Source organism: Collinsella sp. AF28-5AC, assembly GCF_003457875.1.
Taxonomy (GTDB): Bacteria; Actinomycetota; Coriobacteriia; order Coriobacteriales; family Coriobacteriaceae; genus Collinsella.
Window position 1 is genome coordinate 315,117 of the sequence record NZ_QRTA01000001.1, and the last position, 23,880, is coordinate 338,996.

Annotated in this window: 22 protein-coding genes and 1 tRNA gene; 20 read left to right on the plus strand and 3 right to left on the minus strand. The window is 53.7% G+C overall.

What is annotated here, in order from left to right; genetic code table 11:
• The 10 genes from DWZ01_RS01380 to DWZ01_RS01425 all read left to right on the plus strand — a co-directional run bounded on the left by DWZ01_RS01380 (position 1) and on the right by DWZ01_RS01425 (position 10,513).
• Positions 1 to 1,218 (plus strand): NAD-dependent epimerase/dehydratase family protein, encoded by a 1,218-nt coding sequence (locus DWZ01_RS01380; RefSeq protein WP_117847709.1) that lies wholly within the window; start codon positions 1 to 3, stop codon positions 1,216 to 1,218.
• 4 nt (positions 1,219 to 1,222) lie between these two features.
• The gene (gene wecB / locus DWZ01_RS01385) at positions 1,223 to 2,404 is read left to right on the plus strand and encodes a non-hydrolyzing UDP-N-acetylglucosamine 2-epimerase (RefSeq protein WP_117847711.1); all 1,182 of its coding nucleotides are present in this window, start codon (positions 1,223 to 1,225) and stop codon (positions 2,402 to 2,404) included.
• A 2-nt stretch (positions 2,405 to 2,406) separates the two neighbouring features.
• Positions 2,407 to 2,913, plus strand: a complete 507-nt coding sequence (locus tag DWZ01_RS11005; RefSeq protein ID WP_117847713.1) for a DapH/DapD/GlmU-related protein — start codon at positions 2,407 to 2,409, stop codon at positions 2,911 to 2,913.
• Between the two features lie 9 nt (positions 2,914 to 2,922).
• Positions 2,923 to 4,020: a glycosyltransferase family 4 protein gene (locus DWZ01_RS01395; RefSeq protein WP_117847715.1), complete on the plus strand. Its 1,098-nt coding sequence runs from the start codon at positions 2,923 to 2,925 to the stop codon at positions 4,018 to 4,020.
• Positions 4,013 to 5,023 (plus strand): glycosyltransferase family 2 protein, encoded by a 1,011-nt coding sequence (locus tag DWZ01_RS01400; protein ID WP_158556969.1) that lies wholly within the window; start codon positions 4,013 to 4,015, stop codon positions 5,021 to 5,023. The genes DWZ01_RS01395 and DWZ01_RS01400 overlap by 8 nt, the downstream gene beginning before the upstream one ends.
• Positions 5,020 to 6,258, plus strand: coding sequence for a hypothetical protein (locus DWZ01_RS01405; protein WP_117847718.1), 1,239 nt, complete (start codon positions 5,020 to 5,022; stop codon positions 6,256 to 6,258). Before DWZ01_RS01400 ends, DWZ01_RS01405 begins: the two co-directional genes overlap by 4 nt.
• Entirely contained in the window at positions 6,248 to 7,297 is a 1,050-nt protein-coding gene (locus tag DWZ01_RS01410) for a glycosyltransferase family A protein (RefSeq protein WP_117847720.1), read from the plus strand. The genes DWZ01_RS01405 and DWZ01_RS01410 overlap by 11 nt, the downstream gene beginning before the upstream one ends.
• Before the next feature lie 64 nt (positions 7,298 to 7,361).
• Positions 7,362 to 8,792 (plus strand): lipopolysaccharide biosynthesis protein, encoded by a 1,431-nt coding sequence (locus DWZ01_RS01415; protein WP_117847722.1) that lies wholly within the window; start codon positions 7,362 to 7,364, stop codon positions 8,790 to 8,792.
• Positions 8,785 to 9,810, plus strand: a complete 1,026-nt coding sequence (locus DWZ01_RS01420) for an acyltransferase (RefSeq protein ID WP_117847724.1) — start codon at positions 8,785 to 8,787, stop codon at positions 9,808 to 9,810. Before DWZ01_RS01415 ends, DWZ01_RS01420 begins: the two co-directional genes overlap by 8 nt.
• A 499-nt stretch (positions 9,811 to 10,309) precedes the next feature.
• Complete coding sequence (locus DWZ01_RS01425) at positions 10,310 to 10,513, plus strand: hypothetical protein (protein WP_117847725.1); 204 nt, start codon at positions 10,310 to 10,312, stop codon at positions 10,511 to 10,513.
• Positions 10,514 to 10,869: 356 nt separating this feature from the next.
• Here the strand turns inward: DWZ01_RS01425 and DWZ01_RS01435 are convergent, their stop codons facing one another.
• Positions 10,870 to 11,313: a hypothetical protein gene (locus DWZ01_RS01435; RefSeq protein ID WP_147332603.1), complete on the minus strand. Its 444-nt coding sequence runs from the start codon at positions 11,311 to 11,313 to the stop codon at positions 10,870 to 10,872.
• A gap of 434 nt (positions 11,314 to 11,747) precedes the next feature.
• Here DWZ01_RS01435 and DWZ01_RS11030 point away from each other — a divergent pair, with 434 nt between their 5' ends.
• The 6 genes from DWZ01_RS11030 (at position 11,748) to DWZ01_RS01465 (ending at position 17,481) form a co-directional block, all read left to right on the plus strand.
• Complete coding sequence (locus DWZ01_RS11030) at positions 11,748 to 12,188, plus strand: restriction endonuclease subunit S (RefSeq protein ID WP_117769675.1); 441 nt, start codon at positions 11,748 to 11,750, stop codon at positions 12,186 to 12,188.
• A gap of 140 nt (positions 12,189 to 12,328) precedes the next feature.
• The gene (locus tag DWZ01_RS01445; protein ID WP_117847729.1) at positions 12,329 to 13,180 is read left to right on the plus strand and encodes a hypothetical protein; all 852 of its coding nucleotides are present in this window, start codon (positions 12,329 to 12,331) and stop codon (positions 13,178 to 13,180) included.
• A 109-nt stretch (positions 13,181 to 13,289) separates the two neighbouring features.
• A complete protein-coding gene (locus DWZ01_RS10610; protein WP_147332604.1) occupies positions 13,290 to 13,682 on the plus strand; it encodes a hypothetical protein in 393 nt (130 codons plus the stop codon).
• Between the two features lie 1,569 nt (positions 13,683 to 15,251).
• Positions 15,252 to 15,446: a hypothetical protein gene (locus DWZ01_RS01455; protein WP_117847731.1), complete on the plus strand. Its 195-nt coding sequence runs from the start codon at positions 15,252 to 15,254 to the stop codon at positions 15,444 to 15,446.
• Between the two features lie 30 nt (positions 15,447 to 15,476).
• On the plus strand, positions 15,477 to 16,238 hold the full coding sequence (locus tag DWZ01_RS01460) for a TIR domain-containing protein (protein ID WP_117636984.1): 762 nt from the start codon (positions 15,477 to 15,479) through the stop codon (positions 16,236 to 16,238).
• Positions 16,239 to 16,407: 169 nt separating this feature from the next.
• Positions 16,408 to 17,481: a hypothetical protein gene (locus tag DWZ01_RS01465; protein WP_117769678.1), complete on the plus strand. Its 1,074-nt coding sequence runs from the start codon at positions 16,408 to 16,410 to the stop codon at positions 17,479 to 17,481.
• 340 nt (positions 17,482 to 17,821) lie between these two features.
• Here DWZ01_RS01465 and DWZ01_RS01470 read toward each other — a convergent pair whose 3' ends face one another.
• Positions 17,822 to 18,976, minus strand: a complete 1,155-nt coding sequence (locus DWZ01_RS01470; protein ID WP_117769679.1) for a hypothetical protein — start codon at positions 18,974 to 18,976, stop codon at positions 17,822 to 17,824.
• A gap of 154 nt (positions 18,977 to 19,130) precedes the next feature.
• Positions 19,131 to 19,472, minus strand: coding sequence for a hypothetical protein (locus tag DWZ01_RS01475; RefSeq protein WP_035138300.1), 342 nt, complete (start codon positions 19,470 to 19,472; stop codon positions 19,131 to 19,133).
• A gap of 265 nt (positions 19,473 to 19,737) precedes the next feature.
• On the opposite strand from DWZ01_RS01475, the gene DWZ01_RS01480 reads away from it, so the two are divergent.
• The 4 genes from DWZ01_RS01480 (at position 19,738) to DWZ01_RS01500 (ending at position 23,508) form a co-directional block, all read left to right on the plus strand.
• Positions 19,738 to 21,033, plus strand: a complete 1,296-nt coding sequence (locus tag DWZ01_RS01480) for an ATP/GTP-binding protein (RefSeq protein ID WP_117769680.1) — start codon at positions 19,738 to 19,740, stop codon at positions 21,031 to 21,033.
• Positions 21,026 to 21,703, plus strand: a complete 678-nt coding sequence (locus DWZ01_RS01485; protein WP_117847733.1) for an RloB family protein — start codon at positions 21,026 to 21,028, stop codon at positions 21,701 to 21,703. The genes DWZ01_RS01480 and DWZ01_RS01485 overlap by 8 nt, the downstream gene beginning before the upstream one ends.
• Before the next feature lie 242 nt (positions 21,704 to 21,945).
• Positions 21,946 to 23,295, plus strand: a complete 1,350-nt coding sequence (locus tag DWZ01_RS01495; RefSeq protein WP_117769683.1) for a DUF3825 domain-containing protein — start codon at positions 21,946 to 21,948, stop codon at positions 23,293 to 23,295.
• A gap of 138 nt (positions 23,296 to 23,433) precedes the next feature.
• A tRNA-Val gene (locus DWZ01_RS01500) sits at positions 23,434 to 23,508 on the plus strand.
• Positions 23,509 to 23,880: the final 372 nt, after the last annotated feature.

Sequence of the window (23,880 nt, forward strand, 5' to 3'; positions counted from 1 at the left end):
GTGCGCGTCCTCGTCACCGGAGCCAGGGGTTTCGTCGGGAAGAACCTCTGCTGCGCGCTGAAGAACATCCGCGACGGCAAGGACCGCCGCGAGAGATACGCGGGCCTGCTCCCGCTCGAGGTCATGGAATACGACGTCGACTCGACGCCCGGGGAGCTAGAGGAGTACTGCTCCCGAGCGGACTTCGTATTCAACCTGGCCGGAGTCAACCGCCCCAAGGACCAGTCCGAGTTCATGGAGGGCAACTTCGGGTTCGCCTCCACGCTGCTCGACACGCTCGAGCGCCACGGCAACACGTGCCCCGTCATGCTCTCCAGCTCCGCGCAGGCGAGCCTGTCGAGCCGCTTCGAGGGCTCGGTCTACGGCGAGTCCAAGCTCGCGGGGGAGGGCCTGTTCCGGGAGTACTCCGAGCGCACCGGCGCGCCGGTGCTCATCTACCGCTTCCCGAACCTCTACGGCAAGTGGTGCCGCCCGCACTACAACTCCGCCGTGGCCACCTTCTGCGACGCCATAGCCAACGGCCGACCCTACACCGTGAACGACCCCAATGTCGAGCTCGAGCTCCTCTACATTGACGACCTGGTAGACGAGATGCTGGGGGCGTTGCTGGGCCAGGAGCACCGCTGCGGATACGAGGGGCTCGAGCGCGTCGAGGGCGACGGGTTCTGCTACGTCCCCGGGACCGACGTGAGGACCCTGGGCGAGATCGTGTACCTGCTCGGCAGCTTCCGCGACAGCCGCGAGACGCTTTCGGTGCCCGACCTCACCGAGGGCTCCTTCTCCAAGAAACTCTGGAGCACGTTCCTTTCCTACTACGAGCCGGGGCGCTTCGCCTACGGCCTCAAGCCCAACACCGACGATCGCGGCTCGTTCACCGAGTTCCTGCGCACGCCGGAGCGCGGCCAGGTCTCGATTAACGTGAGCAAGCCCGGGATCACCAAGGGCAACCACTGGCACATGAGCAAGTGGGAGCGGTTCCTGGTGGTCTCCGGCACCGCCTCCATCAAGCTGAGGAAGGTGGGGGAGGATGCCGGCGGCAACCCGTTCCCCGTCGACGAGTACGTCGTCTCCGGCTCCGACATGCGCGCCGTGGAGATGGTCCCCGGCTACACGCACTCCATCACCAACCTGTCCGACACCGAGGACCTCGTGACGGTCATGTGGGCCAACGAGCCCTTCGACCCCGAGGACCCCGACACTTACTACGAGGAGGTCTAGCCGCATGGGCAAGGACTATTCCGACATCGCATTCAAGGACGACGGCCGCCTGAAACTGCTGATCATCGTGGGCACGCGCCCCGAGGTCATCCGCCTGTCCGAGGTCATCAAGAAGTGCCGCCGCCACTTCGACTGCCTGCTGGCGCACACCGGGCAGAACTACGACTACACGCTCAACGGCATCTTCTTTCGCGACCTGTCGCTGGACGACCCGGACGTCTACCTGGACGCCGTGGGCGCCGACCTGGGCGAGACCGTCGGCAACATCATCGCCGCAAGCTACAGGCTCATGGACCAGGTGAAGCCAGACGCGTTGCTGATCCTAGGTGACACCAACAGCTGCCTGTCCGCCATCGCGGCCAAGCGCTTACACATCCCCATCTTCCACATGGAAGCGGGCAACCGCTGCAAGGACGAGTGCCTGCCTGAGGAGACCAACCGCCGCATCGTCGACGTGATCTCCGACGTCAACCTGGCCTACTCCGAGCACGCGCGCCGCTACCTCAAGGACACCGGCTGCGCCCCCGAGCGCACCTACGTCACCGGCTCGCCCATGGCGGAGGTCCTGCGTGCCAACCTGGAGAAGATCGAAGCCTCCGACGTCCTCTCCGAGCTCGGCCTGGAGCCCAAGCGCTACATGCTGCTCTCCGCCCACCGCGAGGAGAACATCGACACCGAGGCGAACTTCACGAGTCTGTTCACCGCGATCAACGCCCTGGCCGAGAAATACGACATGCCGATCCTGTACTCCTGCCACCCGCGCTCCCGCAAGCGCCTGGAGGCCACCGGCTTCAAGCTGGACCCGCGCGTGCGCATGCACGAGCCCATGGGCTTCCATGACTACAACTGCCTGCAGATGAACGCCTTCGCGGTGGTGTCGGACTCCGGCACCCTGCCAGAGGAGTCGAGCTTCTTCGCGAGCGTCGGCCGCCCTTTCCCGGCGGTGTGCATCCGCACCTCCACCGAGCGCCCCGAGGCGCTGGACAAGGCCTGCTTCACGCTCGCCGGCATCTCCGAGAAGGGCCTGCTGCAGGCCGTCCATACGGCCATCGAGCTCGACGCCGAGGGGTCGCTGCCCGAGGCGCCCGTGCCTGACTACGCCGACGAGACCGTGTCCACCAAGGTGGTCAAGATCATCCAGAGCTACACCGGCGTGGTGGACAAGATGGTGTGGAGGAAAGCCTAGCTATGGGTCTCGTTTATAGGATTCTCGACGGTATCCCCCGTGCTTACAACAAGCTATTTCTTATGCCCTCGCTACGTCGCTCCTTTGCTGCGTGCGGCAAGAACGTGACTCTTGGTCGCCGCAGCGAGATTGCCGGAGTTGAAAATATCTACATGGGCCACGACGTGTACCTGGGAGCCGGAACAACATTGCTCACAACCCGAGCTAAAATCCGCATCGGCGACTATGTCATGAGCGGTCCAAACCTTACCATCATCACTGGCGACCACCGCATCGATATCCTCGATCGCCCCATGATGAAGCTTACCGATGAGGAGAAGGCCCCCGATAACGACCAAGACGTCGTTATCGGTAACGACGTATGGATGGGCAGCGGCGTAACGATTCTCAAGGGCGTCCATATCTCTGATCACTGCGTAATTGCTGCTGGCGCTGTGGTGACCAAAGACGTGGAACCTGAGTATTCAATCTGGGGGGGTACCCGCTCGCTGCTTAGGTTCGCGGCTTAAAGGATAACGATGGCTTCAGCTAAGAATAAAATACACGCGAAAGTTCTAATGGTTGGTCCCGACCTTTCTTTGCACGGTGGAATTGTTTCTGTCGTGCAGGGTTATCTCGATGGGGGCCTTCCTGAAGTATGTGATGCCTTCGAGTACTTGGGGACGGGTGTCGGTTCCTCAAAGTTCGGTAAGTCTCTCGCATTTGCCCGGGCGTTGTTTCGCTATGCGATGATCATGCCATCCTATGACATTATTCATTTGCACATTAGCGCCCGTGGGTCCTACAAACGTAAGTCAATTATGGCTCGTATGGCCCATAAAGCCGGCAAGTATGTAATACTGCACGACCACGATGGTGAGTTTAAGAAGGCCTTTGAAGAGGGCAGAGATTCCTACCGTCGTGACGTAAGAAAGACTTTTGGTATCGCCGACCGAGTTGTGGTTCTATCGGAAGAGTGGCACGACTACTTTGCGGAAAACGTTTGCGACCTCGATAAGATTGAGGTTGTCCATAATGGTGTTAAAGTACCGGCGCAGCCGTGCTCACCTTGTTCGCGTCAAGATGTCCTATTTTTAGGACGTCTTGACGCGCGCAAGAGCCCTGACGTGCTCTTGCGCGCGTCAAGAAAAATCCTGCCACGTTTCCCGGAGACTAAAATTGTCTTTGGCGGCGACGGCGAAATCGAGAAGAACAAAGCACTCGCCGAGGAGCTTGGCATTGCCGACCGTTGCGAGTTTCACGGCTGGGTCATCGGCGACAAGCGTGAGGCCCTCTTTGAGCGTGCCGCGTTGTTCTGCCTTCCCTCCAAGAACGAGGGGCTGCCCATGAGCGTACTTGAAGCCATGGCGCACGGCATACCGGCTGTTGCCACCGCCGTAGGAGGGGTACCGCAGATCATCGAGGACGGTGTTAGCGGATTCCTCATTGACGTGGATGACGAGGTAGCGCTTTCTGAGAGTTTGGCCTCGCTACTTGCGGAACCTAAGTTACGAGAAGAGCTTGGACGCAATGGCAGGGATAAGGTCGTTCGTAAATTTGGGCTCGACAGGACCCTAGCCCAGGTTGAAGGCATCTACGGAGCGCTTATGCTCGGTAAGGGGACATTTTGTGAGTAACAGCAAACCTTGGCTATCGATCGTGGTGCCCGCATACAACGCAGAGCTCTTTCTCGAGGAATGTGTCTCGAGTTTCGGGCTCGACGAAAACCCCGATGTCGAGGCTATCGTTGTCGATGACGGCTCAACCGATGATACACCAGGGATCTGCGACCGCCTTGCGTCCAGATCTGCGAATGTGAAGGTGATCCACCGTGATAACGGCGGATTACCTTCAGCGCGCAACGCAGGTTGCTTGCGCGCTGAAGGTAATTGGATCTGGTTCGTCGATTCCGATGACGTCATCGCACCCTACGCGCTTGATGTTTTGAGGAAGTGTACCCTTGCGACGGAATGCGACGCCGTTCAGATCCAGTTCCTGAGGTTTCAGGACGGCGAGAAGCCGGCTTGGCCGGCTCCAATGTTGTCCGAAAGCCCTGTTGCCCTCTCATCCGAGGAATATCTGCGCGAGATATACCGCGGCCGCGGACAGCACTATATGTGCTCATTCCTGCTGCGATCGGATGCGCTGCTCGAGAGGAATGACAACGCCGCGGCCGATCGCAGCAGGAATGAGCTCGCGGGATGGCCTTTCCGCGAGGATTTCTCCCTTTATGAGGACGTTGTCTCGATGGAAGAAATACTCAGGCGCATCGACGGCGTTGAGGTCCTCAGGGGACAATACTACGGTTATAGGCAGTCTGCCGGCTCGATGACGCAGAAGCCGAGCAACAAGGCGGCGGACAGCGGCCTTCGCGCGGTTCTCGACCTCTCTGCGCATGACGACGCCGGTGACCCCAGGGGCAAGCTGTCCCTTGAGATTAGTCTCCTATTTAATGCCTACAAGCTCGTCGAATGGCGTGGGACCGAATCCGAGTCTCTGCGTATGCGGTACAAGGCCGAGATCACCTCCCGTGTGAGGGAGGTCGGTGTTTCCCACCTGGGGCTCGACCGCTTCGGGAGGTTTGTACTTATGAGGACGGGGCTACTCGACTACATTTTCAAGAGGAGGTATTGCCGATGAGCGGATTTAACGCATCCGGGCGTGACGACGCATTATCGAGGCGCAGCGTCGGGCTAGACAGCCTTTCGTCCTCCCCCGTCCTACCGATGATTGCGGCGCTGTTCTTCATCCTCACCTTTCTCATCAAGGCTCTCGTAGATGACGCCTTCACCAGGGGCGATATTTCCGCGGGTATTGCTTACACCAAGTATGTCACCGCGGCTATCGCCTGCTTGGCGGCGCTAGCATATGCTCTTAAGAACGGCGAGCGAGTGTTCATCAAAGAGTTCAACGCCCTTGCTTTCATCTTCATTATTTTCACGGCGGTGTCCACTTTTCTGCAGGTTAAGACTGGACACTTTTCCACCGGGGTTCTCCTTGAGCTCTTCAAGTTCGCCATCCCCATCATTCTTGCATACACCATGCTTAACGCTTTGACGCCTCATGCGCTTTACCGATGCATGGTGGCCGTCCTGCTCGTTTCCATTCTCGGCTACCTGTTGTCGCTATCTCATGAGGGGGTGGGCGTTTCCGAGATCCTCGAAGCTAGCTTCATGGATTCAAACAGTGCCTCAGAATCTTCGACCTTTTCTGGGATTTTTCTCGTGCTCACCTTCTACTTTGCCTTCTTCAGGCATAAGAAGGTATGGCTGGTTCTCTCCGCCCTATTCTGCATCCTTACTTTCAAGAGACTTGCAATCGTCGCCGTTCTATTTGCTCCCGTTGTCAGCTTCATCGCGCCTAGGCTCATGAAGATCAAGGTCCCCCGTGGCGCTATAGTTGCCCTAAAGGTCTGCACAGTTCTGGGCGCCTTCCTTTGGACTTGGATGCTACTTCCTGAGCAGCAGTATCTTTTTATTCATCTGTTCGGTGACACGCAGTCGCACTTCTCCATGGGCAGAAGCGATGTGCTTGGTTACTTCTTAAGTTCGGGCTTCGAGAGTTATGGGTACGGCTCCGCCAATGAAGTGGCTAAGGCGGTTTTCGCCGCTCCGTTTGAGATGGACCTAACAAAGATCGCTTTCGAGCTTACCCCGCTGGTCACGGTTCTGTTCGTGTGGCTTTTCTGGGATGTCGCGGGAGATTCCCTCTGGGGCGTCGTCATCATTGGCTACTTCATGATTAACATGATTACGTCGGATTCGTTGACTTCAAACTTTTGTCTCACACTTGCTTACATGACCTGTGGGCTTGTCACGCAGACTTTTGAGCATACAGGGAAATACATGCTGGAGGTTTCTGATAATGCCTTCTAATGGAACGACTACAACGGTTGCGCCTTCCTCCGGCGTGACTATTACCGTCTGCGTGCCCGTCTACAACGTTGAGCGTTATCTTTGTGAGTGCCTAGACTCAATCTTCTCCCAGAACTACGCCGACTTCGACGTTGTCTTGGTCGATGACGGCTCTACCGACAGCAGCGGTGCTATTTGCGATGAATATGCCGCGCGCTATCCGCAGCAGGCCCTCGTTTTCCATAAGGACAACGAGGGCCTGCTGCTCGCGCGCCGCGACGGCTTTGCGCTTGCAGCAGGCGACTACGTTATGTGCGTGGATTCCGACGATGCGCTTGTCCCCGGGGCCCTCGCTTTAGTTGCCGCTACGGCGGCAAAGACGAGAGCGGATGTTGTGCGCTTCGGTTTTACACGGGAGGAGAGCGAGGCCGTACCCGTTGAGTCATCTATCCCTTTCAAACTTTATTCCGCCGAGGAGAAGCCTTCGATATTAAGCGCCCTGTGCCGCTCGACCAGTGGTTCAGAGAACCCGATGTGGTTCAAGGCCATTCGTCGGTCGTGTGTCGGAGTCGATGTGGACTTCTCGAAATTCAAAGGTCTCACGTTTGCTGAGGACTTTCTGCAGACCCTTACCGTATATGATCGCGCTCAGACGTTCTGCTTCATCAATGCCTCTCTTTATTATTATCGCCCAGGTTCCGGAATTACTAGAGCATATGATCCGCATTTCTACTGCGATGTTTGCCGATGTCTCGACGAGGGCGAAGGCTACGCGCGTCGCTGGGAGCGCGAGTACGGCTGTAACGATCTCATGGTCGGTCTCGCCGCTTGCAGGCTTGACTCCGGCGCGCAATATGCTGAATGGATGGCGTCGCAGGGCGATACGGTGGGTCTTGATGACCTCCTCGCCTCTCGTGACTTTGCGCGTTGCCTGACGACATCAGGTGCGGGTAAGTTACTTCGATTTGACCGACGTCTAGTCCTATGGGCATTGAGATGGCGGGCATACCCAATTATAGCTAGCATCGCTATGGCCAGGGCGGCTAAAGCGAGAAGATAGACTGTGTCATGTCAGTTCATTTGAAGACATGCCGCGACATAAGCCTTTTGAATTGGATTTAAAATTGACAAACATTTTTTCAACCGAGGAGCGGGGAGGTATCGCCGGCAACCTGGCATACGCCGTTGTAGCTCAGGGAATAGGCCTGCTCTCGAGCATTCTGACGTCCCTGGTGCTTCCCAAGTTTTTGGGCGTGGAGGACTACGCGTACTGGCAGCTGTTCTTGCTGTACTCATCGTACTCTGGGTTTGCCCTGCTTGGACTCAATGACGGCATTTACCTGCGACTCGGCGGAAAACGCTACTCGGAGGTCAATCACGGGGAGTTGAAGGCGCAGCAGTGTGTCGTCGCAGCCTCGCAGCTGTTAGTTGCTGCCTGTTGCCTGGCCGCCGTCCTAGCCGCTGGTTTCGAACCATACCGGTCCCTCGTGCTCGCGCTGTGCGTTTTTTTCGGATTGCTCACAAACCTGACCCAGTGTCTGCGCTATGTGTTCCAATGCACGAACCTCACGCGTATCTCATCACTCGCCGACCTATTCTCCAAGGGACTTTTCGTCGCGTTCATGATGACGGTTCTCCTCGCGGGCGTTGACTCATCGCTGCCGTTTATCTTGGGCTACATAGCCTGCCAGGCGTTGGCGTTTCTGTATGTACTCATCTGCGCTAGGAGCACCCTACGCAGCAAGGCGGCGTTCAAGGGCGTGCTGCGCACATGCGCCGCCGACGTACGGGCAGGTCTGAAAGTCATGGTAGCCTACTACGCCGACTCGCTGATTGTTGGCTTCACTCGTATGTTGACAGACTGGCAACTGGGGCTTACGGCCTTTGGCAAGTTGTCACTGTCTTTCTCGTTGACGAACTTCGTTCTGGGTTTTATCGGGCAAGTGTCAATGGTGGCGTTTCCCGTGCTCAAGCGTTTGGACGCCGAGGGGCGGAGGGAGAAGTACCTTGCCATTAGGTTGCTGCTGCACACGGCTCTTCCTTGTGCGTACCTTCTCTATGTGCCTGCGAAACTGGTGCTGGGGCTGTGGCTTCCGGCATACAGCAAGAGCCTAGTTTACCTGGCTCTTACTATGCCTCTGTGTGTCTATAGCTGCAAGGCGAACCTGCTGTTCAATACCTACCTTAAGATGGGGCGACGCGAGGGAACACTGTGCACGGTGAACGTTGCTGCCATGATCTTGAACGCGGTGCTGGCCCTTGCGAGCATCGTTGGCTTGGCGAGTGTGGAGCTGGCGACATGCGGGATTGTGGCCTCGGTGGCGCTGCGCGACCTGGCTTTCGAGTTAATCATATCGCGCAGGTTTGGAAATCCCGTGGTGCACTTCTGTGTTTCGGAGGCCTTGATTTCCGCAGGGTTCATGACGGCGTCGTGGTTTTTGGGCGCGTGGAGCTGGCCTGTGGTGCTGCTGATGCTGGTCGCATACCTATGGTGCGATAGAGACGGCGTAAGGCTGGTTATAACGGGGGCGAGAAAGAGGCTCGGGCGTGGGTGAGTTTGCGATGACCAAGGAGCGGGAGCTTGAACTCACGGGACCCGTGAAGGCGCTGGCGATGCTCGTCATTGTCTTGTATCATGCATGCGCTATCTACGGCGGGGTCTGGTTCGGCGAGCCCGCTACGCCGTGCCCCGCGCTGGGCGTATTTGTTCAGTGGCTCTCCACCATGCATGTGCCGCTGTTTCTTCTTGTCTCCGGCTACATTTGGGCGTACATCAAAATGGAGACGGACAAATATGACGATGCGTGCGTAGTTCTCAAGAAGAAAGCCAAACGCCTGCTCGTACCTTACCTCTTTGCGGGCGTCGTGTGGGCGGGTCCTGTCTACTGTTTCTTTTATGGTCCTGTCTCGACTGTCGAGTCATTTGTTCTCGGCAATAACCCCTCGCAGCTGTGGTTCCTGCTGGCGTTGTTCTGGATGTTCGTGTTCGTCGAACTGATGTGGCGCATTAAGCCAGCCTTGTTGTGTAAATGCCCGACGCTGTTAGCATCGGGCATTGTTGCTTACATCTTCGCACGCGCCGTGTACACGCTGCCTCTCGACCTGTTTCAAGTGGCACGGGCCTTCGACTACTTCCCGTGTTTCCTACTTGGCGCGTTGCTGAGACAGACCGACACGTCTCGCTTCTGGCGAATAAAGCCCGCAGCGCTATTTGCAGCCGATGTCGCACTGTTCGTGGCGTGGTACGTCTGCAGCGCCTCGGGGGGGGCTCTCGGTGCGGCCTCGAAAGTCCTACTGTTTATTTTGAGGCTTGTGGGTCCGCTTGTACTCCTGTCGATCTTCGGACACGCCGAGTGGCTGATAGACAAGGTTCACGGAAGCCTATTCGAGAAACACAGCTTCGGAGTGTACCTGTTTCACCAGCAGGTTGACTGGATTCTGCTGAGCCTCATCAACGTACCTGGTGTTCCGCCTTTGGCGATAGTTGTGACGCTGTTTTTCATATCCCTCACTGTGAGTTTGGCGATTAGCATCGTGCTCAAGCGATGGAAGGTAACGGCCAAACTGATCTGAGACGTTGCGGTAGATAATAGGCTCTCGTAACTAATTCGTTATTCGGTATAGACAGCATTCATTTTTTCGATAACCGCCTTACTCTTGCCTCGTACTTTGGTCCCTTGAACGCGATCGGCATATCTCATAGGGCGTCGGTTATTTCGGGCATATAGGATTCGAGAACGCTAGCAATGAAATGCAGCTTACGTTTTTTCTGTTTCCTCGGATTCTATTTGCTTCAGCGCCTTTAGAAGGCAATTGCCAATGAGTCATGTGCATGATACAGCAGGTCCTTCTGGGGCTTGCTGCATCATTCGGTTTACACCGGCGTCGAACTCGACACCGAAGGCGCGCTGCCGATCGCGTCGGAAGTGTTGGTGTAAGGTGACGCCCTTGCGTCCGCTTAACGAAGATCGGCCCTCGTTCTAGATTCGGAAATCACCACAACAGCTATTTCTAGGAAAGGAAGAATACCGCTACGCAAATCTTCTTTGACTCGACGCTGGACATTCTCGCCATGCTCTGGTTCGACGGCGGCGCCATCAACATGCGCGACCTGCTCAGGCGCCTTGCCGAGCAAGTAATGTACGCACGGCTGGTCGCCGTGGTCGACCAGCCGTGCGGAGGTGGGACGAACAGCCGCAACGGCAACCGTGAGAGGTTGCTCGCAACCTGCGTCGGCGCGCCGACGGAGCGCATTCCGAAGCTGCGCTCCGTCTAATTCCGCGCGAGCTTCATCAAGGGCGTCATGAAGCGCATGAAGGCCAAGGGCGTGCCCGTGGTGGTCTAAGAGCCCACGCTGGACGCGCCGGAGTTCTTCGGCTCCGAGGTGACCCACGACCTGGAGGCCTTCAAGGCCGGCTGCGACGTGATCGTCGCCAACCGCTGGAGCGACGAGCTCTCAGACGTGGCGGACAAGGTGTACACGAGGGATCTGTTTAAGAGGGACTAGGGAAGAGGGCGGAACCAGGCTGATCCGCTTCAATCATTCGCTATTTTAACCGCGTCGAGGGCGGGGGTGTTCGGCATTAGCCGATACACCCCCGCCCTTCATTGTTCTTCGCAGGTAAAATTCGCCTAATTCGAGCGATCGCTCAACGTGATTCGTGCCTTGAAACCGGCTCCATATTCTCCCGCCCGTGCCTGGTCATCCAACTTGAAGCCGATGTTATACAGCTTCCCCGACTTCGTCTTCCGAACCAGGCCATGCTCCAACATGAATGCGACAACGCGGAGATGTGCTTCGACGTCGTCCAAGTTCAGGTAGAAGCAGGCGACGCCTCTGCCGTTCTCGATAACGGACTCGAATGAGCTGTGCTTGCATTCCGCGACGACCATTCCGAGGGCCGCCTTGCGGCAGACTTCCTCCGCGAACTCGATATCGTTGAAGTAGAACATCCATTTCCCGCACCTGCTCTCGTCTAGCGCAGGTGCCAGCTCGGTGTCGATGTAGAACGAACACCATGGGTTGTCCACCCTGACGATTCGGCCGTCTTCGCTCAGCATCGTCTTCTCTTCCATCCATGCCTCATATGGTTTGAGGGTGCTTTCGTAGTACGCGATTGTTCTCGGAGAGCACCCCTCGACTTCCTTGTCGGTAAGGAAGAGACCGAGTAGACTCGAGTTGCTGGGCACGCTGCTTTCGGCATGGCTACACATAGTGCTTTCGAGCACTGCTTTTAAGATTGCTTTATCTGCAGATAGTCTAGAACCGGCTACATCTGTGTTAGAACCATATTGATCATCGCTTCCACCGGGGGCTCCTTTCCCCTTGGTTCGATGGAAACAATTCTGAAGTGCAGGCCTATGTTCCGGTAAATGATTATTTAGCTGAACTCGGAGAAGCCCTTTTTGCTCAAACAATTGAAGAGAACAAGCGAGAAAATCATTACCGTTCAGTCGAGTCATTCTGCGAAGTCAAGGGCGGTTAGAGGCTCCCTAAAGGTTCAGAGCTAATTGCAGAGGCAAACTCTCATCCATATATTCGAGTCCGCGACTTAAACAACGCTTCTGTTCTCTTACTCACTTCGGAAATGCTATATATCGACGATGAAACACGATCTAATATTTCGCGCTACGTTGTCAACACTGGCGATCTAATTGTTTCCGTTGTCGGAACGATTGGCCTTACGGCGTATATCGGAAAAACGCTCGATGAGGCAAACCTCACAGAGAATTGCAACAAACTTACTTCGTTTAAAGGCGACTTTGCGGCGTGGTCGTATTTCTTTCTTCGTAGCTCAATGGGCATGGAAGCTATTAGGCTTGGAACTGTTGGTGCCGTTCAGACCAAGCTTGCATTAAAAAACATTAAGTCGATGAACGTCCCGTTTGCTCCAGCTTGTGCAATAGAAAGAACGACTTCGACGCTCAATGGTATTCTTGAGCTCATATAGGCTAATATACTCAAGTCGTAGGCTCTTGGCGAACTGCGTGACGCATTGCTTCCCAAACTCATGTAGGGCGAAATCGACGTCTCTCAGTTTGGCGCTGTTCGGATGGATTAGGTATAGAGCGCTATGGCAGGGGGGCGAAGATGATGATTGTTGTAAATGAATCGGCTGCTGCTTCATATCTATACCTAATGGGATTAACCATAGACGAAGAGCTGCCGCTTACGCAACACCTCACTCTATTGCCGGCCACGTGCAAGGCCTCGCCGGACGACATGATAAATTCTGTGATGAAATATGGCAGCGGAGATGAGACCGATTTAGGTGTCTTGATTGCCGTCCTTAGGAAAACTACAGCTCAGTTGCGCGTTGTTGGAGAGGGCAAAGAGCTTGCAGTTCGAGTTTGGAATGCCCAATCTGCAATAGTTCTATTGTCCGCGCTTTTGAATTGCGAATTGTATTGGCATGTTCAGAGCGATTCGCGGACAGAAGATTTTTCGCCATGCTCGGCAATCAATGTTGTTCTTTCTACAAGGTTGTTCATTCCAAGAAAATTGAAAGTGATCAACGATTCAGAGAAGCAGTGGATAAGACAGCATTATCGGGACGCATGGGAACTGTTTGATAAAAACACGCGATTTGAGACCGCGGTGAATTCCTTGTGGAGCTACAAGCAATCGCTTCGACCTTCAGTTCAAATGGCGATTATATGGGCTGGGATTGAGTCATTGTTTGGAGTCCGGAGCGAACTTGTTTTTCGTGTCAGTACTCTCGCAGCTTTGTTTCTTGGAGGAGGCAAGCAAAAACAGCAAGAAATAAAGAAACTATATAGAGCAAGGTCAGAAGCCGTTCATGAGGGAAAACAACCTTCTGAGTCTTGTGTTTCCGATTCTGCAAAATTATTGCAAGCGCTAATCTTGGAATGCGTCGAACGGGGCTGTTTACCAAATGAGGACGGTTTGCTTTTCGGATTCGAAGAAGGATCGGCTAAATAATCATTTATCGCCCTACGAGTATTTGCAGATGAGACACCGATGCGTTTCAGTTGCATTGCATAGACAAGATAACGAAAAAGCAGCAAATCAAGAATGGCGATTCGCAAACATGGTTTATCCGGAGTTTTCACCAACCGCATCTTTGCGCGCCGCCTCAAATGAAACCCATAATGGAGTTTGGGCCATTCCAGAGTCACTTGCGCAAAGGTATTGCGAGTTTTTGGATCCAGTGATTTTGAGACGTAGCGTCGCCACTCAGACCGCGAACGCTTCATCGATCTGCAACTTCGGCAAAGCAAAAGGCCGAACATATGACCATGTTTTGATTTATCCAGTTGCCGATATGGCCTCTTGGTTGCAAGATGCCTCGACGGATCTGAAGCCGCAAACACGCTCCAAGCTCTATGTTGCAATTACTAGGGCGAGGTTCAGCGCTGGCTTCGTGGTTGCTGACAATAAAATAAATGAGCTTCCAGACACGCTAAGCGTCTGGAAGCCATAAATCAATCACGTGTTTGTTTGTCAGCAAAAGCGGATCCCTACGTGAACCTAAAGACGGCCTTGATCAGTCATCCGTTGAACCTGGAGATGCACTTACCAGTCAACTTCATCCATATCACCCCAATCCTCTGAAACAACTCTCATGTCACCCTTCTCTGGCTGCGTCTCGGTTGCGCCCAGCGCCTATTTGGCTACTTCCGCTTGTATCCTGAGTAATAACCTCCGCTGCTGCAACCAAGGTGGCGAATTGCTGCCTTTGCCATATGGATCTGTATGTAAGTGCTTCGAGGTGATGATGCCGATCTCACTTCAATTCATGGACGCATCGAAATAATAGGGCGGAGTCGCTCTCTCGATCCCGTCTCGCAAACCCGAATAGTTCTGACTTTCCCGTTATCCGGAACATCTGGGGAAGTTCGCGTCCCAGTCCGGAAAACCCAATGCCTGAAACGACGATGCCAAGGGGTTACTCGGTCAGCTTCTTGCATCCGTGCCAGGTCAAGGGAAGGGGCAGCCTGTAGAACGAGGTTGGCTCCATAGGGATCTCCTCGAGCCTTCCGTTGCCCCGCCGAACCCATGAAGTTCCGCTTGCGTCGGTGAAAGCCGTTTCGGGTGCCGTGCGTACTCCCATTCCGTGCCCTTCCGTCGGGAGCCATATGCACCATGCTCCAGGAGGAAGCGTGCCGACGCAGACGCGGTTGGGATAAGCGGGGCGGTTATCCTCACCTTTGAAAGAGGGGCCGGCCCCGCTAATCCCGACGCAGGTGACGATTACGTCGTAGACGGGGGACTCGCTTTCGTTTCGAAGCACGACGAATTGCCAGACGAACCGATTGTCCTCGGGCTGATCAGTTCGGTTTCGATCCCCTTCGTACCATGCCGATATGCGGGATGGCTGATGCCGCTTGATGTCGTCCTCCCTGTTCTTTTTGCTCTGGTTACTTTGCCAGAGTGCGGCAATCAAGGCCCCCAAGGTAACGAGTCCGATGAATGCTTGGACAATCAGATTGGCGATGTCTATATCGATATCAAAAGGCACTGGATGGTCACCAGCTTAGCGTCGTGGGGCGATAAATCTAACTCCGAATAATACGGCTTGATCGATGGTCGACGTTACGTAAACGTCAAAATGGGTTTGTCTTAACAGCCTTATTTTCTTAAGACAAACTTGCCGCAACGCCAATTCAAAGAGTTTGCCGTGACGCAGACAGATGCAGTTGGTTGCTGAAAAGCGTGGTTATTTGGGCAGGATTCGCTTCAAAACGCCCGTCGATTATTACGAACTAATGCAGCCTGTAGGGTGGATGTACTTCGATAAGCAGTAGTCGACATGCTCTGGTTTTGAACGAAAAGTCCCAGAGACAATCGATAACGATTCTTCTTTGATGATGCGAGCGGCGCTACCATTAGCAGCGCCGCTTGTTTTCCGCTCGCAGATAGATCCCGCCATGTTGACCACCGAATGCATCTTGACCGACGTGCTCGTACTCCTATTCGGGCACAGAAATTGGAGGCGCGGCCCCCAGCGTCTACTCAGCGAAATTCGTTAAGAAAGCTGACATCGAACACTGTGAACTCCGTCATCGAATCGAATCTCATTGACTGGGATGCGTTCATTAATGATGACTTTGATGCCTATTTCAAAGCTCGCGTCATGGCTTTGCTGGACGCTATTGAGTTCGCACTGGGCAAGTCCATCTCCGATAGGGGCACCGAGGAAACAGTAAAGAGATTTGGCCGCTCATTGGAAGAAGATGCTTCTTAGCTCCGTTATTGGTTATAGAAAGAAGGCTTAATGTCTGATTTTGAAATTTTGCAGCAGTTGTGCGAAACAGCAGACGAACTTTCAAAGAAATACATCAGCTCTAGTTCGCCTGACTTTAAAGCATGGAAGACAAGGGCGGACAGGCTTTTAATTAGGCGATTTGGAAAAGACAGCTACGAATTTAAAAGCTTTAACAAAATCAGCTACTCGTTGTCTTTCTTCACCTCCGGTACGCCCGACTCGGCTTTCGTTGAAGCCTGTGCGGACGGCCTGCGCAGTGCAAAAGCTGTGCTGGAGACATACCTTGATGAGTTTTCAGACGAAGGGGAAACCGGATCGACTGCAAATGTTGGAGATTATTCGAAGGTATTTATCGTTCATGGTCACAACGGAGAGCTTAGAGAAAGGGTCGCGAGAATCATCGAAAGGCAGGGCCTGACGGCGGTTGTCCTAAACGAGCAGTCAAATCAGGGCAAGACAATCATCGAAAAGCTGGAAATTGAAGGCGATGCAGCAGGAGCGGTATGCCTTTTTACGGCGGACGACGAAGGAAGAGCCCAGGCAGAACAGTCGGAAAAGCCCAGGGCTAGACAAAATGTTGTATTTGAAGCCGGATACTTTATTGGTCGGCTTGGCAGGGAAAACGTTGCAATTCTTGTTGACAAAGGTATCGAGATTCCCTCCGATCTACAGGGCGTCGTTTATACCGGAACAGACAGTTGGGAGTTCGGCCTCTTGAAAGAACTCAAGTCCATGGGATATTCCATCGACTTTAATAAGATGGATATCTAATCTGTTGATCCCTCCTTTCACCGACTGGCAAAACGATTTACACCTAATTGTTGGCACAGCTCAGAGGCATTTTCTTTGTTTACGGCCTGATCTCGCTAAACTAATAGCTGCTGCTACCAGGGCATTTTCTGGTGCACATTCTATTGGCTCTGCGAAGATCGGAGCGGGTATGTTTGCTGCCGAGTCCCACACCAGCCGTCATCACATTGCGATCGCTGCCATGGCCTGCCTATGCGTCTTGCTGGGCGAGCCAACTTGCGCCGCGGGCGCGGAGAGCCTGTTCATCGCGGGCGCGACGCACTACGAGCCGGGCGTGTCGGGCCCCGGCTGGGCCTGGACCGATGCCGGCCATCTGGAGCTTGACGGCTACGCGGGCGAGGCCATCGGCGCAGACGGCGACCTGGTCGTGACGCTTGTGGGGCGCAACTCGGTGACGGAGACGCATGCGCCCGATGCGGACATCACGCTGTGCGGCATGGAGGTGTGGGGCAACCTGACGCTTCGCGGTACCGGGACCCTGACGGCGACGGGCTCGCAGTGCGGGATCCACGTCTCTCAGGCGCTCGCGGTGGACGGCTGCACCGTCGATGCCCGGGCAGACGGGGCCGATATCACGGACGAGGCGGTCGCCGGCGTGATCGCAGGCGACATGGCCGTGCGCGGCGGCGGACGCGTCGTTGCCGCGGGCGCCGGGTCCGGAGCGGGCGTGCGCGCCTACGGCGTGTATCTGCAGGATGCGGGCCTTGGCGATGGTGCGGCCGGCTGTCGGCTTTCCGTCGACGCCTCGTGGCTTGAAGCGGCCGGTGCCGACGGCGGCGTTGCGCGCACGGGCGGGTCGCTTGTGTCCGCACGGTTTGTGACGCCTACTGACGGAGTCTTTGGTGCTGGTGGCGTGGTGGATGCTGCAGGGGTCGTGGCAGCGCACGTGGTGGTTGAGCCCGATGTGGCCACGCCGCCGGCGGAGGAGACCGATGGGGTCGTTGTGCCTGGCGATAGCGTGGATAAGTCTCCCATCGATGCTAACCCCGCTGCCGGAGAGCCCACCACGGGGTCCACGGAAAATCCCGCGCTGAAACCCGCGGCTACGACAACCAAGACCACGGTCGCCAAGACGGTCAAGCCCAAGCCTGCCACCGCAACAACTGTGGCACTCCCCAAGACCGGCGACAACAACTGGATAGCCGCTTCTGCGACGCTTTTCCTGCTGGGGACAGTGCTTCTAGCTGCCGCATGTCGTTGTTGAGATAGCTGCCATTTGGAAGAAAGAGACATCCACAAGGTATAACTATTTGCGTGTTTGTCTATAGGCACCCAATTATCGAAGGCAGAGGCCATACGGACGTGATCATGGGCTGAATCGTGACATGCGACCCAGGTCCACATGAATGAGAAAAGCATTCAATAATGTCGCAGGTTAGACTGAAGGCAACGAAAGGGCACCGGGATCTTTGTCGACCCTGGTGCCCAAGCGAAAGACCATCAGAGTTGCCTCGCAATATTCGACGGTGCTAAAGCGGGCAAATATTAAACCGGACTCATTGGTGAGCTGTATGAGCTGGTTTCTTAGTGACATCCCGGATTGTCTATAAGCAAAAGTCTGGTGTTTCGGAAATGTTGTACCGTACGCCAAAACTGTCAATCTCTTGTTTTAATACAGCCCACTCAATTTCTAAAAGCAGCCGCATAACATCGTAAATTGTCACAATGCCTCGAATCCCCTTGCTCCTCATCCGCACGAGTTCGTAAATCAATTGAACAGAAATCGTTGCTGTATACGGTTCACCGCTTCTATCAAGATTTAATGCTCTTGCAGCATCAATGATCGCGGTGCCAAATAGAAGCTCAGGGCAAATCCCTTCAGCGGGGTTTTCGATTGTGATATTTACCTTATCTGCGCAAAGCTCAATTTCTGTTTCTCCGGCTCTGCTTTGTTTGAGAAAGGGTTCCGTTTTACCTAGACCTAAATATTCCGTTCTTTTAAGACGCTGCCTGCGGCAGCTCTCCTTAAACATATTGTTACGACAATCTATGATGGCGGCATTCGCAATCTGGTCAGTCAGGCATGGGTAAAAACCTATTAGGATCCAATCGACCTCGCAAGATGCCTTGCAAAGGAGATCGTAAATTTCCGCATAAAGTGGGCATTGTCCACTGTCGAGGCGGGCCACTCTTGTTCCATCGTGAATGAATAATCCCTGAAAATCTGAATGAATTTCAATTAAATAGCCCAATTCAATGCGTCCATCATCACCGCTAAGTTCAGTAAGGTGATTGCGGTATTTAGGTAATTTGCGAGCATGACCTGTTTTTCCACCAAACAATCGGGCATCTAGAGAGCGCGTCAGATCGTCACGGCATGCACAGCTTTGATGATATTTTGCCAACGAGACATAGTTTGCGACGATGCTCGCCAATTCCTCCGGCAAAACATCGTCGGCTTCAAGCCTTGGCATTAGCTTTTCGCGCTCAGCTTTCAACGCAGATGTGAGCTCAGCAGATTTTGATTGAGCGTTTCGACCATGTTTGATGTTATGGTCGATTCTAAAATGCTCCAAACCAACAATGGATCCATTTTCGCGGGTAATAACAATATCAGGGCACTCGCTGCCTGCGTTAATAGATCCACACACCTTCAAGGCAGCTTTCTTCTTGTATCCACCCGAGGCCATTGATAGCCTAAGAACATCATTGAACACTTGCTCTTCGTGCGCGTTCTGGTCGCTTTTATTCTTGCTCATGCCGGATCCTCCGCCCTTATAAGTAAAACATAATTCAGCTCGCGCTTTTATAGAAGGTGCGAGGCCCTCGTCACAAGTGAATGAATGACGAGGGCAAACAGGGTTAAGGTATGACCTCCGTGTTACCTTTCAGCCCTACCCAAATTCAAATTTATTATGCTGCTTTATCAATTTGAATAGCGGGGATCCTCGATTTCTTTCTTCCTAAGCTTGTGCTGGTTCCAAAGTCGGTCTGGCCCCTTTTAGATGCAACTTTGTATTTCTCAATCTGAGTTCTATAGCCTTCAATTAGCTCCAATAAAGACTCATCGAGAAACAGCAACATTTCGCTTCCGTCATATCCCTCAGCGGTATCATCCACGAACTTGCATTCTGTTCTCGGCATATCGAAGGTGCACTTTCGGAGAAGGTTCTCAAGTATTTCTAGGCGGCGAACCAGAACGCCTGCATCATCTATAACATCCAGCCAACTGGACCCGTCCTTGCAAAACAACATTTCGTCCCTTTCGTTTTACAGCTCTGATGGACAAAAGAAATCTAAAGCCGCGTGCGGACATCATTAAAAATTGTTCTTAAAAGCAGTGTAGAAAATCAGTTTCAGACATTATGTTGTATGGACTTGCTGAGACCTTTAGTTTGAATCTCAATTTAAAGTAGATATTTGTTCGAAACTAACAAATAATGGTTTTAAAACAATATAATTTTCCTTGTTATTAAAGAATGTCTGCGGTGAATCAACTTTTTTGAAAAGGATTCTGAAGATGATCCTCAATTTTTCATTTAAGAACTTTCAGAGCTTTCGAGATGCTCAACAGTTCTCGTTTGAACCGATTTCGAGCAAAAAGGAACTTGGGCCTGTGCGAGTGGCTGCGGTTTACGGCGCAAACGCGTCAGGCAAATCAAATTTCCTAAATGCTCTTTACTTTGTCTCTTACTTTATTCGTACAGGTTATGCGGCAGGCGATGCGAATTCTCAAATACCCATCGTCCCCTTTTTACTTGACTCGGAATCGCGATCAAGTGACACAGAATTCTCGATAGATTTTATCGCTAGCAACTTAAAGTATGAGTTTTCATTTGGTGTGAACAAAAATGAGGTTACATATGAGAACCTCACTGTGTATCGATCAAAACAGCCGTCCCTTCTCTATGACCGCTCTTCGATAAACGGGGAACAGTCAATTAAATTTGGTAGTACCTTTACAGGTGCAAAAAAACAACTTTGGGATATCACGCGCAATAATTCTTTGTTCTTATCTGCCGCCGCGGCGGCTGGAAGTGATGTAATTCAACCCGCATTCGCAGCCCTTGCCAATGACATCAATCTCTATGATGCAACGCATTATCTTGCAGAGCTCGCCACCATTAAAAAGCTGTTTATCAACGATGACGCACGAGCTCAGATGCTATCTCAGCTCATTAAATATGCTGACATTGGAATTGACGGCATGGATGTCCGTCAATCGGAAGGTGTCATGGGTTTAAAAGACTCACTCATTGGACTAGATGAGATTCCGGAAGAGGCACGTAATAAAATTGCAGAAGACTTTAAATGGTCGTTTGCCTATGATCTGTTCTTCCACCACAAAGGCTCGGGAGATGGCTTTTGGCTGGACTCCGCCCATGAATCGGAGGGCACAAAAGCTGCGCTGGCGTTTTTCTCGGTTGCCTTACGCTCTTTAAGCAGTGGAGCCACAACAGTAATTGACGAGCTTGATTCGAGCCTTCATCCTACGCTCCTGCGCGACTTCGTCTCACTGTTCGCCGATCCCGACACAAATCCAAAGGGCGCGCAGCTAATCTTCTCGACCCATGATGTCACCTTGATGACGCGAACCAGCCCTATGGAAGCGGTGCTTGAACGTGACCAGGTCTGGTTTGTGGAAAAGGACTCTGAAGGTGATTCGCAATTAATTGCTGCGATGGAGTATTCGCCTCGTGCAAATGAGAATCTGGGGCGCAATTACTTAAACGGTGTCTATGTGCCGCTGCCCAACCCAAGTTTTCATCAACTTGTGGCCCAACTCATGAAGGAAGGCGCTGACATAAATGGCTAAGGCAGAAAGGAGAGGGCTTGCTCGCGGCCGCAAAAAGCAAACAAGAGCCAAAAGAAAGCGCCACCTAATTGTGTCTAATGGAAAGGTGACCGAAACCGAATACTTCAACTTCCTTATTAATGAAATGGACGTTCGCGGAAGCGTGCGTTATCGGCATATTGACGGAGACCCCTTGAAGGTCGCCAAGCAGCTCTCGCGAGAGCTCGATTCAGATAAAAAGGCCGTTAAAGCAGGCGAAATCGAAGCATTGAGTTCCGCATGGATCGTAGTCGATTCAGATGAGTTCAGAAACCTAACCGCAGCAGAACGAGAAGCAAAGACAAAAGGAGTTAGGCTCGCGATCTCCAATCCATGCTTTGAAGTATGGCTTATCGATCATGTCTCACCATGCCCGGAAACTTTTGCATCGACGCCACAATGTGAGAAAAGAGCGCGCGACCTTGGCGTTCTAAAATCTACTGACCCCAACAGGTCCTCCGCGTCAAAGTTCAAGTCGGTAAATCTTGAAATAATTGACGGCAACAAGGGCCAGGCTTTGACCAATGCCGCAAAGCACAATACGGATGATAAACGTCGTGCAAGAGAAATGAATCCGGACAACGTTGCCGCCTATCAAGTATGGACAGACTTGCCTGATCTTGTAGATGACGTATTTGGGTCGGGTAACTAGTGTGATTCAACCCGCGTTAGGGGCAGTCTTTTAACTCAAAAAGTTGTAAACGAGGTAGCAATGCTTTGGAGCTATGTTCAGCTAGAAGACGGTACTGGTCGAGCTGCACAAGAAGATCATTCAATAGCGGACGAGGCAAATTCAACATTACCGATTTCGCTCGACGACTCTATGTCAATCGACCATGCAGTTGAGTTAACCATTACGGGCATGCCCAACGCGCTCAGGCTCTTGGAGAACTCATGATGGCGGCTACGCGGCGGAGCGCTCGTCCGTTCGCGCCGCTCGTGCTCGATGATGCCGGTTCGCTCGAAGATATGGCCGCGGCCGCGATGCGCCTGCACAGCACGCTGATGACGGTCGGGCGCTGCTATACAACCGACGCCACAGGCGACCGGGCCGCGCTTGAGCTTGGACGCGTCGAGTCCGTGCTTGCGGGTGCATTCTGTACGATATTCGGTCAATCGCCGGCCGATCGCTTCGCAGACATCTTTGACCAGGTCACCTACGTGGCCGAGCACATGGTCAAGGACCACATCTTTGAAGACGGTAACAAACGAACCAGCCTTGTCTTTGCGTTGTCCGTCTTAAGGTTCGCCGGCACTCCGGTCGAGCTGTCCGACAGCCCCGAGCCCAAAGACAACCAGTACTACGCCTGGATCCAAGACCTCGTATCCGGAAACCGCACGACCAGTGGGCTCGCCGAAGAGCTACGCCGCGGTTGCATTGCGGATATGGCCGACCCGTCGCACGTACAGAATCAAAGCATCCGCACGCCAGCTATGAGATGGATTGGACGCCACATGGAGATCCCCAACACCCTGTGCAGCAATGTATACGACTTCGCGTTTTGCCCCGAGCCCTGCTACGACCGCTTGGCCGACCTCGCCGACCCCGAGGACTGGGGTCCCGGCAACCGCATCCTCAAAAACTACCTGTCGTTTTCGTTTAGCCGCGCAGTATTTTTGACCGAGCGCGACGTGGACCAGACCGCGCCGTCCAACCTGCCGCTGGTGTTCGACGACGACCGATGCCTGTTTAACACCGGCCTGTACACGCGCCGCTACGAGACCATCTACGGCCTGTTTGAGCCCAACACCAAGCCCGACGCGCGCCAGCGCTGGTTTTTGAAGGGCTTCTTTAAGGAGAGCGACCCCATGCTGGTCTCGTTTGAGTACCTGCCGTGCCGCGTGCGCTTTGCCGAGGACCCCTCCGAGCTTGTCTTTGACTACCGCCTGCCCATCCGCTCCAACATCGACCACATTCTGGGCGACGAGGAGAACCTGACGCGCATTCCTGCTAGCCTGATGGGGGAGGACAACTCGCTGCTGCTGCGTCGCGCCTTTGAGGGGGCTGTCGTCGAGGCCGCCCGCCGCGCCGCAGCCAAATATACGCTCGCGGTGCCGCAGTTCTACGGCGGCCGGATCCAGCTACTCCTACCGCTGTGCCTGACCGGCGACAAGCCCGAGCTGGCGCTGACCATCCAACGCGAGGACGGTTTCTACGCCGCGCGCACCTGTCTCACGCTCGACATGGCCTACAACAACGCGCGACTTATCTGCCGCCCCGAAACCTCGTGGATTAAACGATAAAGGGTGATTTAGCTGCGGTTTTGCCGATTGTTTTGGTTGTTTTGACTTGGCTAGCACCCACGAATTTAAAATCGAGGGCAAAAAGTTCTTGGAAAACCTCGCGCGGCTATGTTAGTATCTCTTTTGCCGAAAGGCGACGGGCGATTGGCTCAGGGGTAGAGCATATCCTTCACACGGATGGGGTCACAAGTTCGAATCTTGTATCGCCCACCATCAAAAGCGCAGGTCAGAGGTGTTAAGCTTCTGACCTTTTTCTTTTTGACACCAAGGCTGACACCAAAAGTGACACCAAATTTTTGATTTTTATTAAAATGGGGTCCCGTTTTATATTGAGCATGTCCCCTTCACAATTCCTACACATGTATAAAAGCACCCGTACCGGCTCACGCTAGGTGACGTCATCGCACGTTTTGTGAAAAGCGTCTGCGCTCATTCCTTGAATTCTCTGCGCAATCTACGAGCAATTGTGAAGACTGAGACTAGACGCACGGCTTCACTACCTGCGCATTCCATCAATCGCGCCTGCTTTCATCACAACCCATCCCTCTTTTGGTCAGTGTTTGGTCAGCTTCCGGTACTTACCCG

Bases quoted from the DNA above. Each gene is read 5' to 3' on its own strand.
- DWZ01_RS01460 (WP_117636984.1), top strand. From the start codon at position 15,477: ATGTCTGATTTTGAAATTTTGCAGCAGTTGTGCGAAACAGCAGACGAA.
- DWZ01_RS01480 (WP_117769680.1), top strand. From the start codon at position 19,738: ATGATCCTCAATTTTTCATTTAAGAACTTTCAGAGCTTTCGAGATGCT.
- DWZ01_RS01445 (WP_117847729.1), top strand. From the start codon at position 12,329: ATGATGATTGTTGTAAATGAATCGGCTGCTGCTTCATATCTATACCTA.
- DWZ01_RS01475 (WP_035138300.1), bottom strand. From the start codon at position 19,472: ATGTTGTTTTGCAAGGACGGGTCCAGTTGGCTGGATGTTATAGATGAT.
- DWZ01_RS01435 (WP_147332603.1), bottom strand. From the start codon at position 11,313: ATGGAAGAGAAGACGATGCTGAGCGAAGACGGCCGAATCGTCAGGGTG.
- DWZ01_RS01405 (WP_117847718.1), top strand. From the start codon at position 5,020: ATGAGCGGATTTAACGCATCCGGGCGTGACGACGCATTATCGAGGCGC.
- DWZ01_RS01470 (WP_117769679.1), bottom strand. From the start codon at position 18,976: ATGAGCAAGAATAAAAGCGACCAGAACGCGCACGAAGAGCAAGTGTTC.
- DWZ01_RS01465 (WP_117769678.1), top strand. From the start codon at position 16,408: ATGTTTGCTGCCGAGTCCCACACCAGCCGTCATCACATTGCGATCGCT.
- DWZ01_RS11005 (WP_117847713.1), top strand. From the start codon at position 2,407: ATGGGTCTCGTTTATAGGATTCTCGACGGTATCCCCCGTGCTTACAAC.
- DWZ01_RS10610 (WP_147332604.1), top strand. From the start codon at position 13,290: ATGGTTTATCCGGAGTTTTCACCAACCGCATCTTTGCGCGCCGCCTCA.
- DWZ01_RS01495 (WP_117769683.1), top strand. From the start codon at position 21,946: ATGATGGCGGCTACGCGGCGGAGCGCTCGTCCGTTCGCGCCGCTCGTG.
- DWZ01_RS01425 (WP_117847725.1), top strand. From the start codon at position 10,310: ATGCTCTGGTTCGACGGCGGCGCCATCAACATGCGCGACCTGCTCAGG.
- DWZ01_RS01395 (WP_117847715.1), top strand. From the start codon at position 2,923: ATGGCTTCAGCTAAGAATAAAATACACGCGAAAGTTCTAATGGTTGGT.
- DWZ01_RS01410 (WP_117847720.1), top strand. From the start codon at position 6,248: ATGCCTTCTAATGGAACGACTACAACGGTTGCGCCTTCCTCCGGCGTG.
- wecB (WP_117847711.1), top strand. From the start codon at position 1,223: ATGGGCAAGGACTATTCCGACATCGCATTCAAGGACGACGGCCGCCTG.
- DWZ01_RS01485 (WP_117847733.1), top strand. From the start codon at position 21,026: ATGGCTAAGGCAGAAAGGAGAGGGCTTGCTCGCGGCCGCAAAAAGCAA.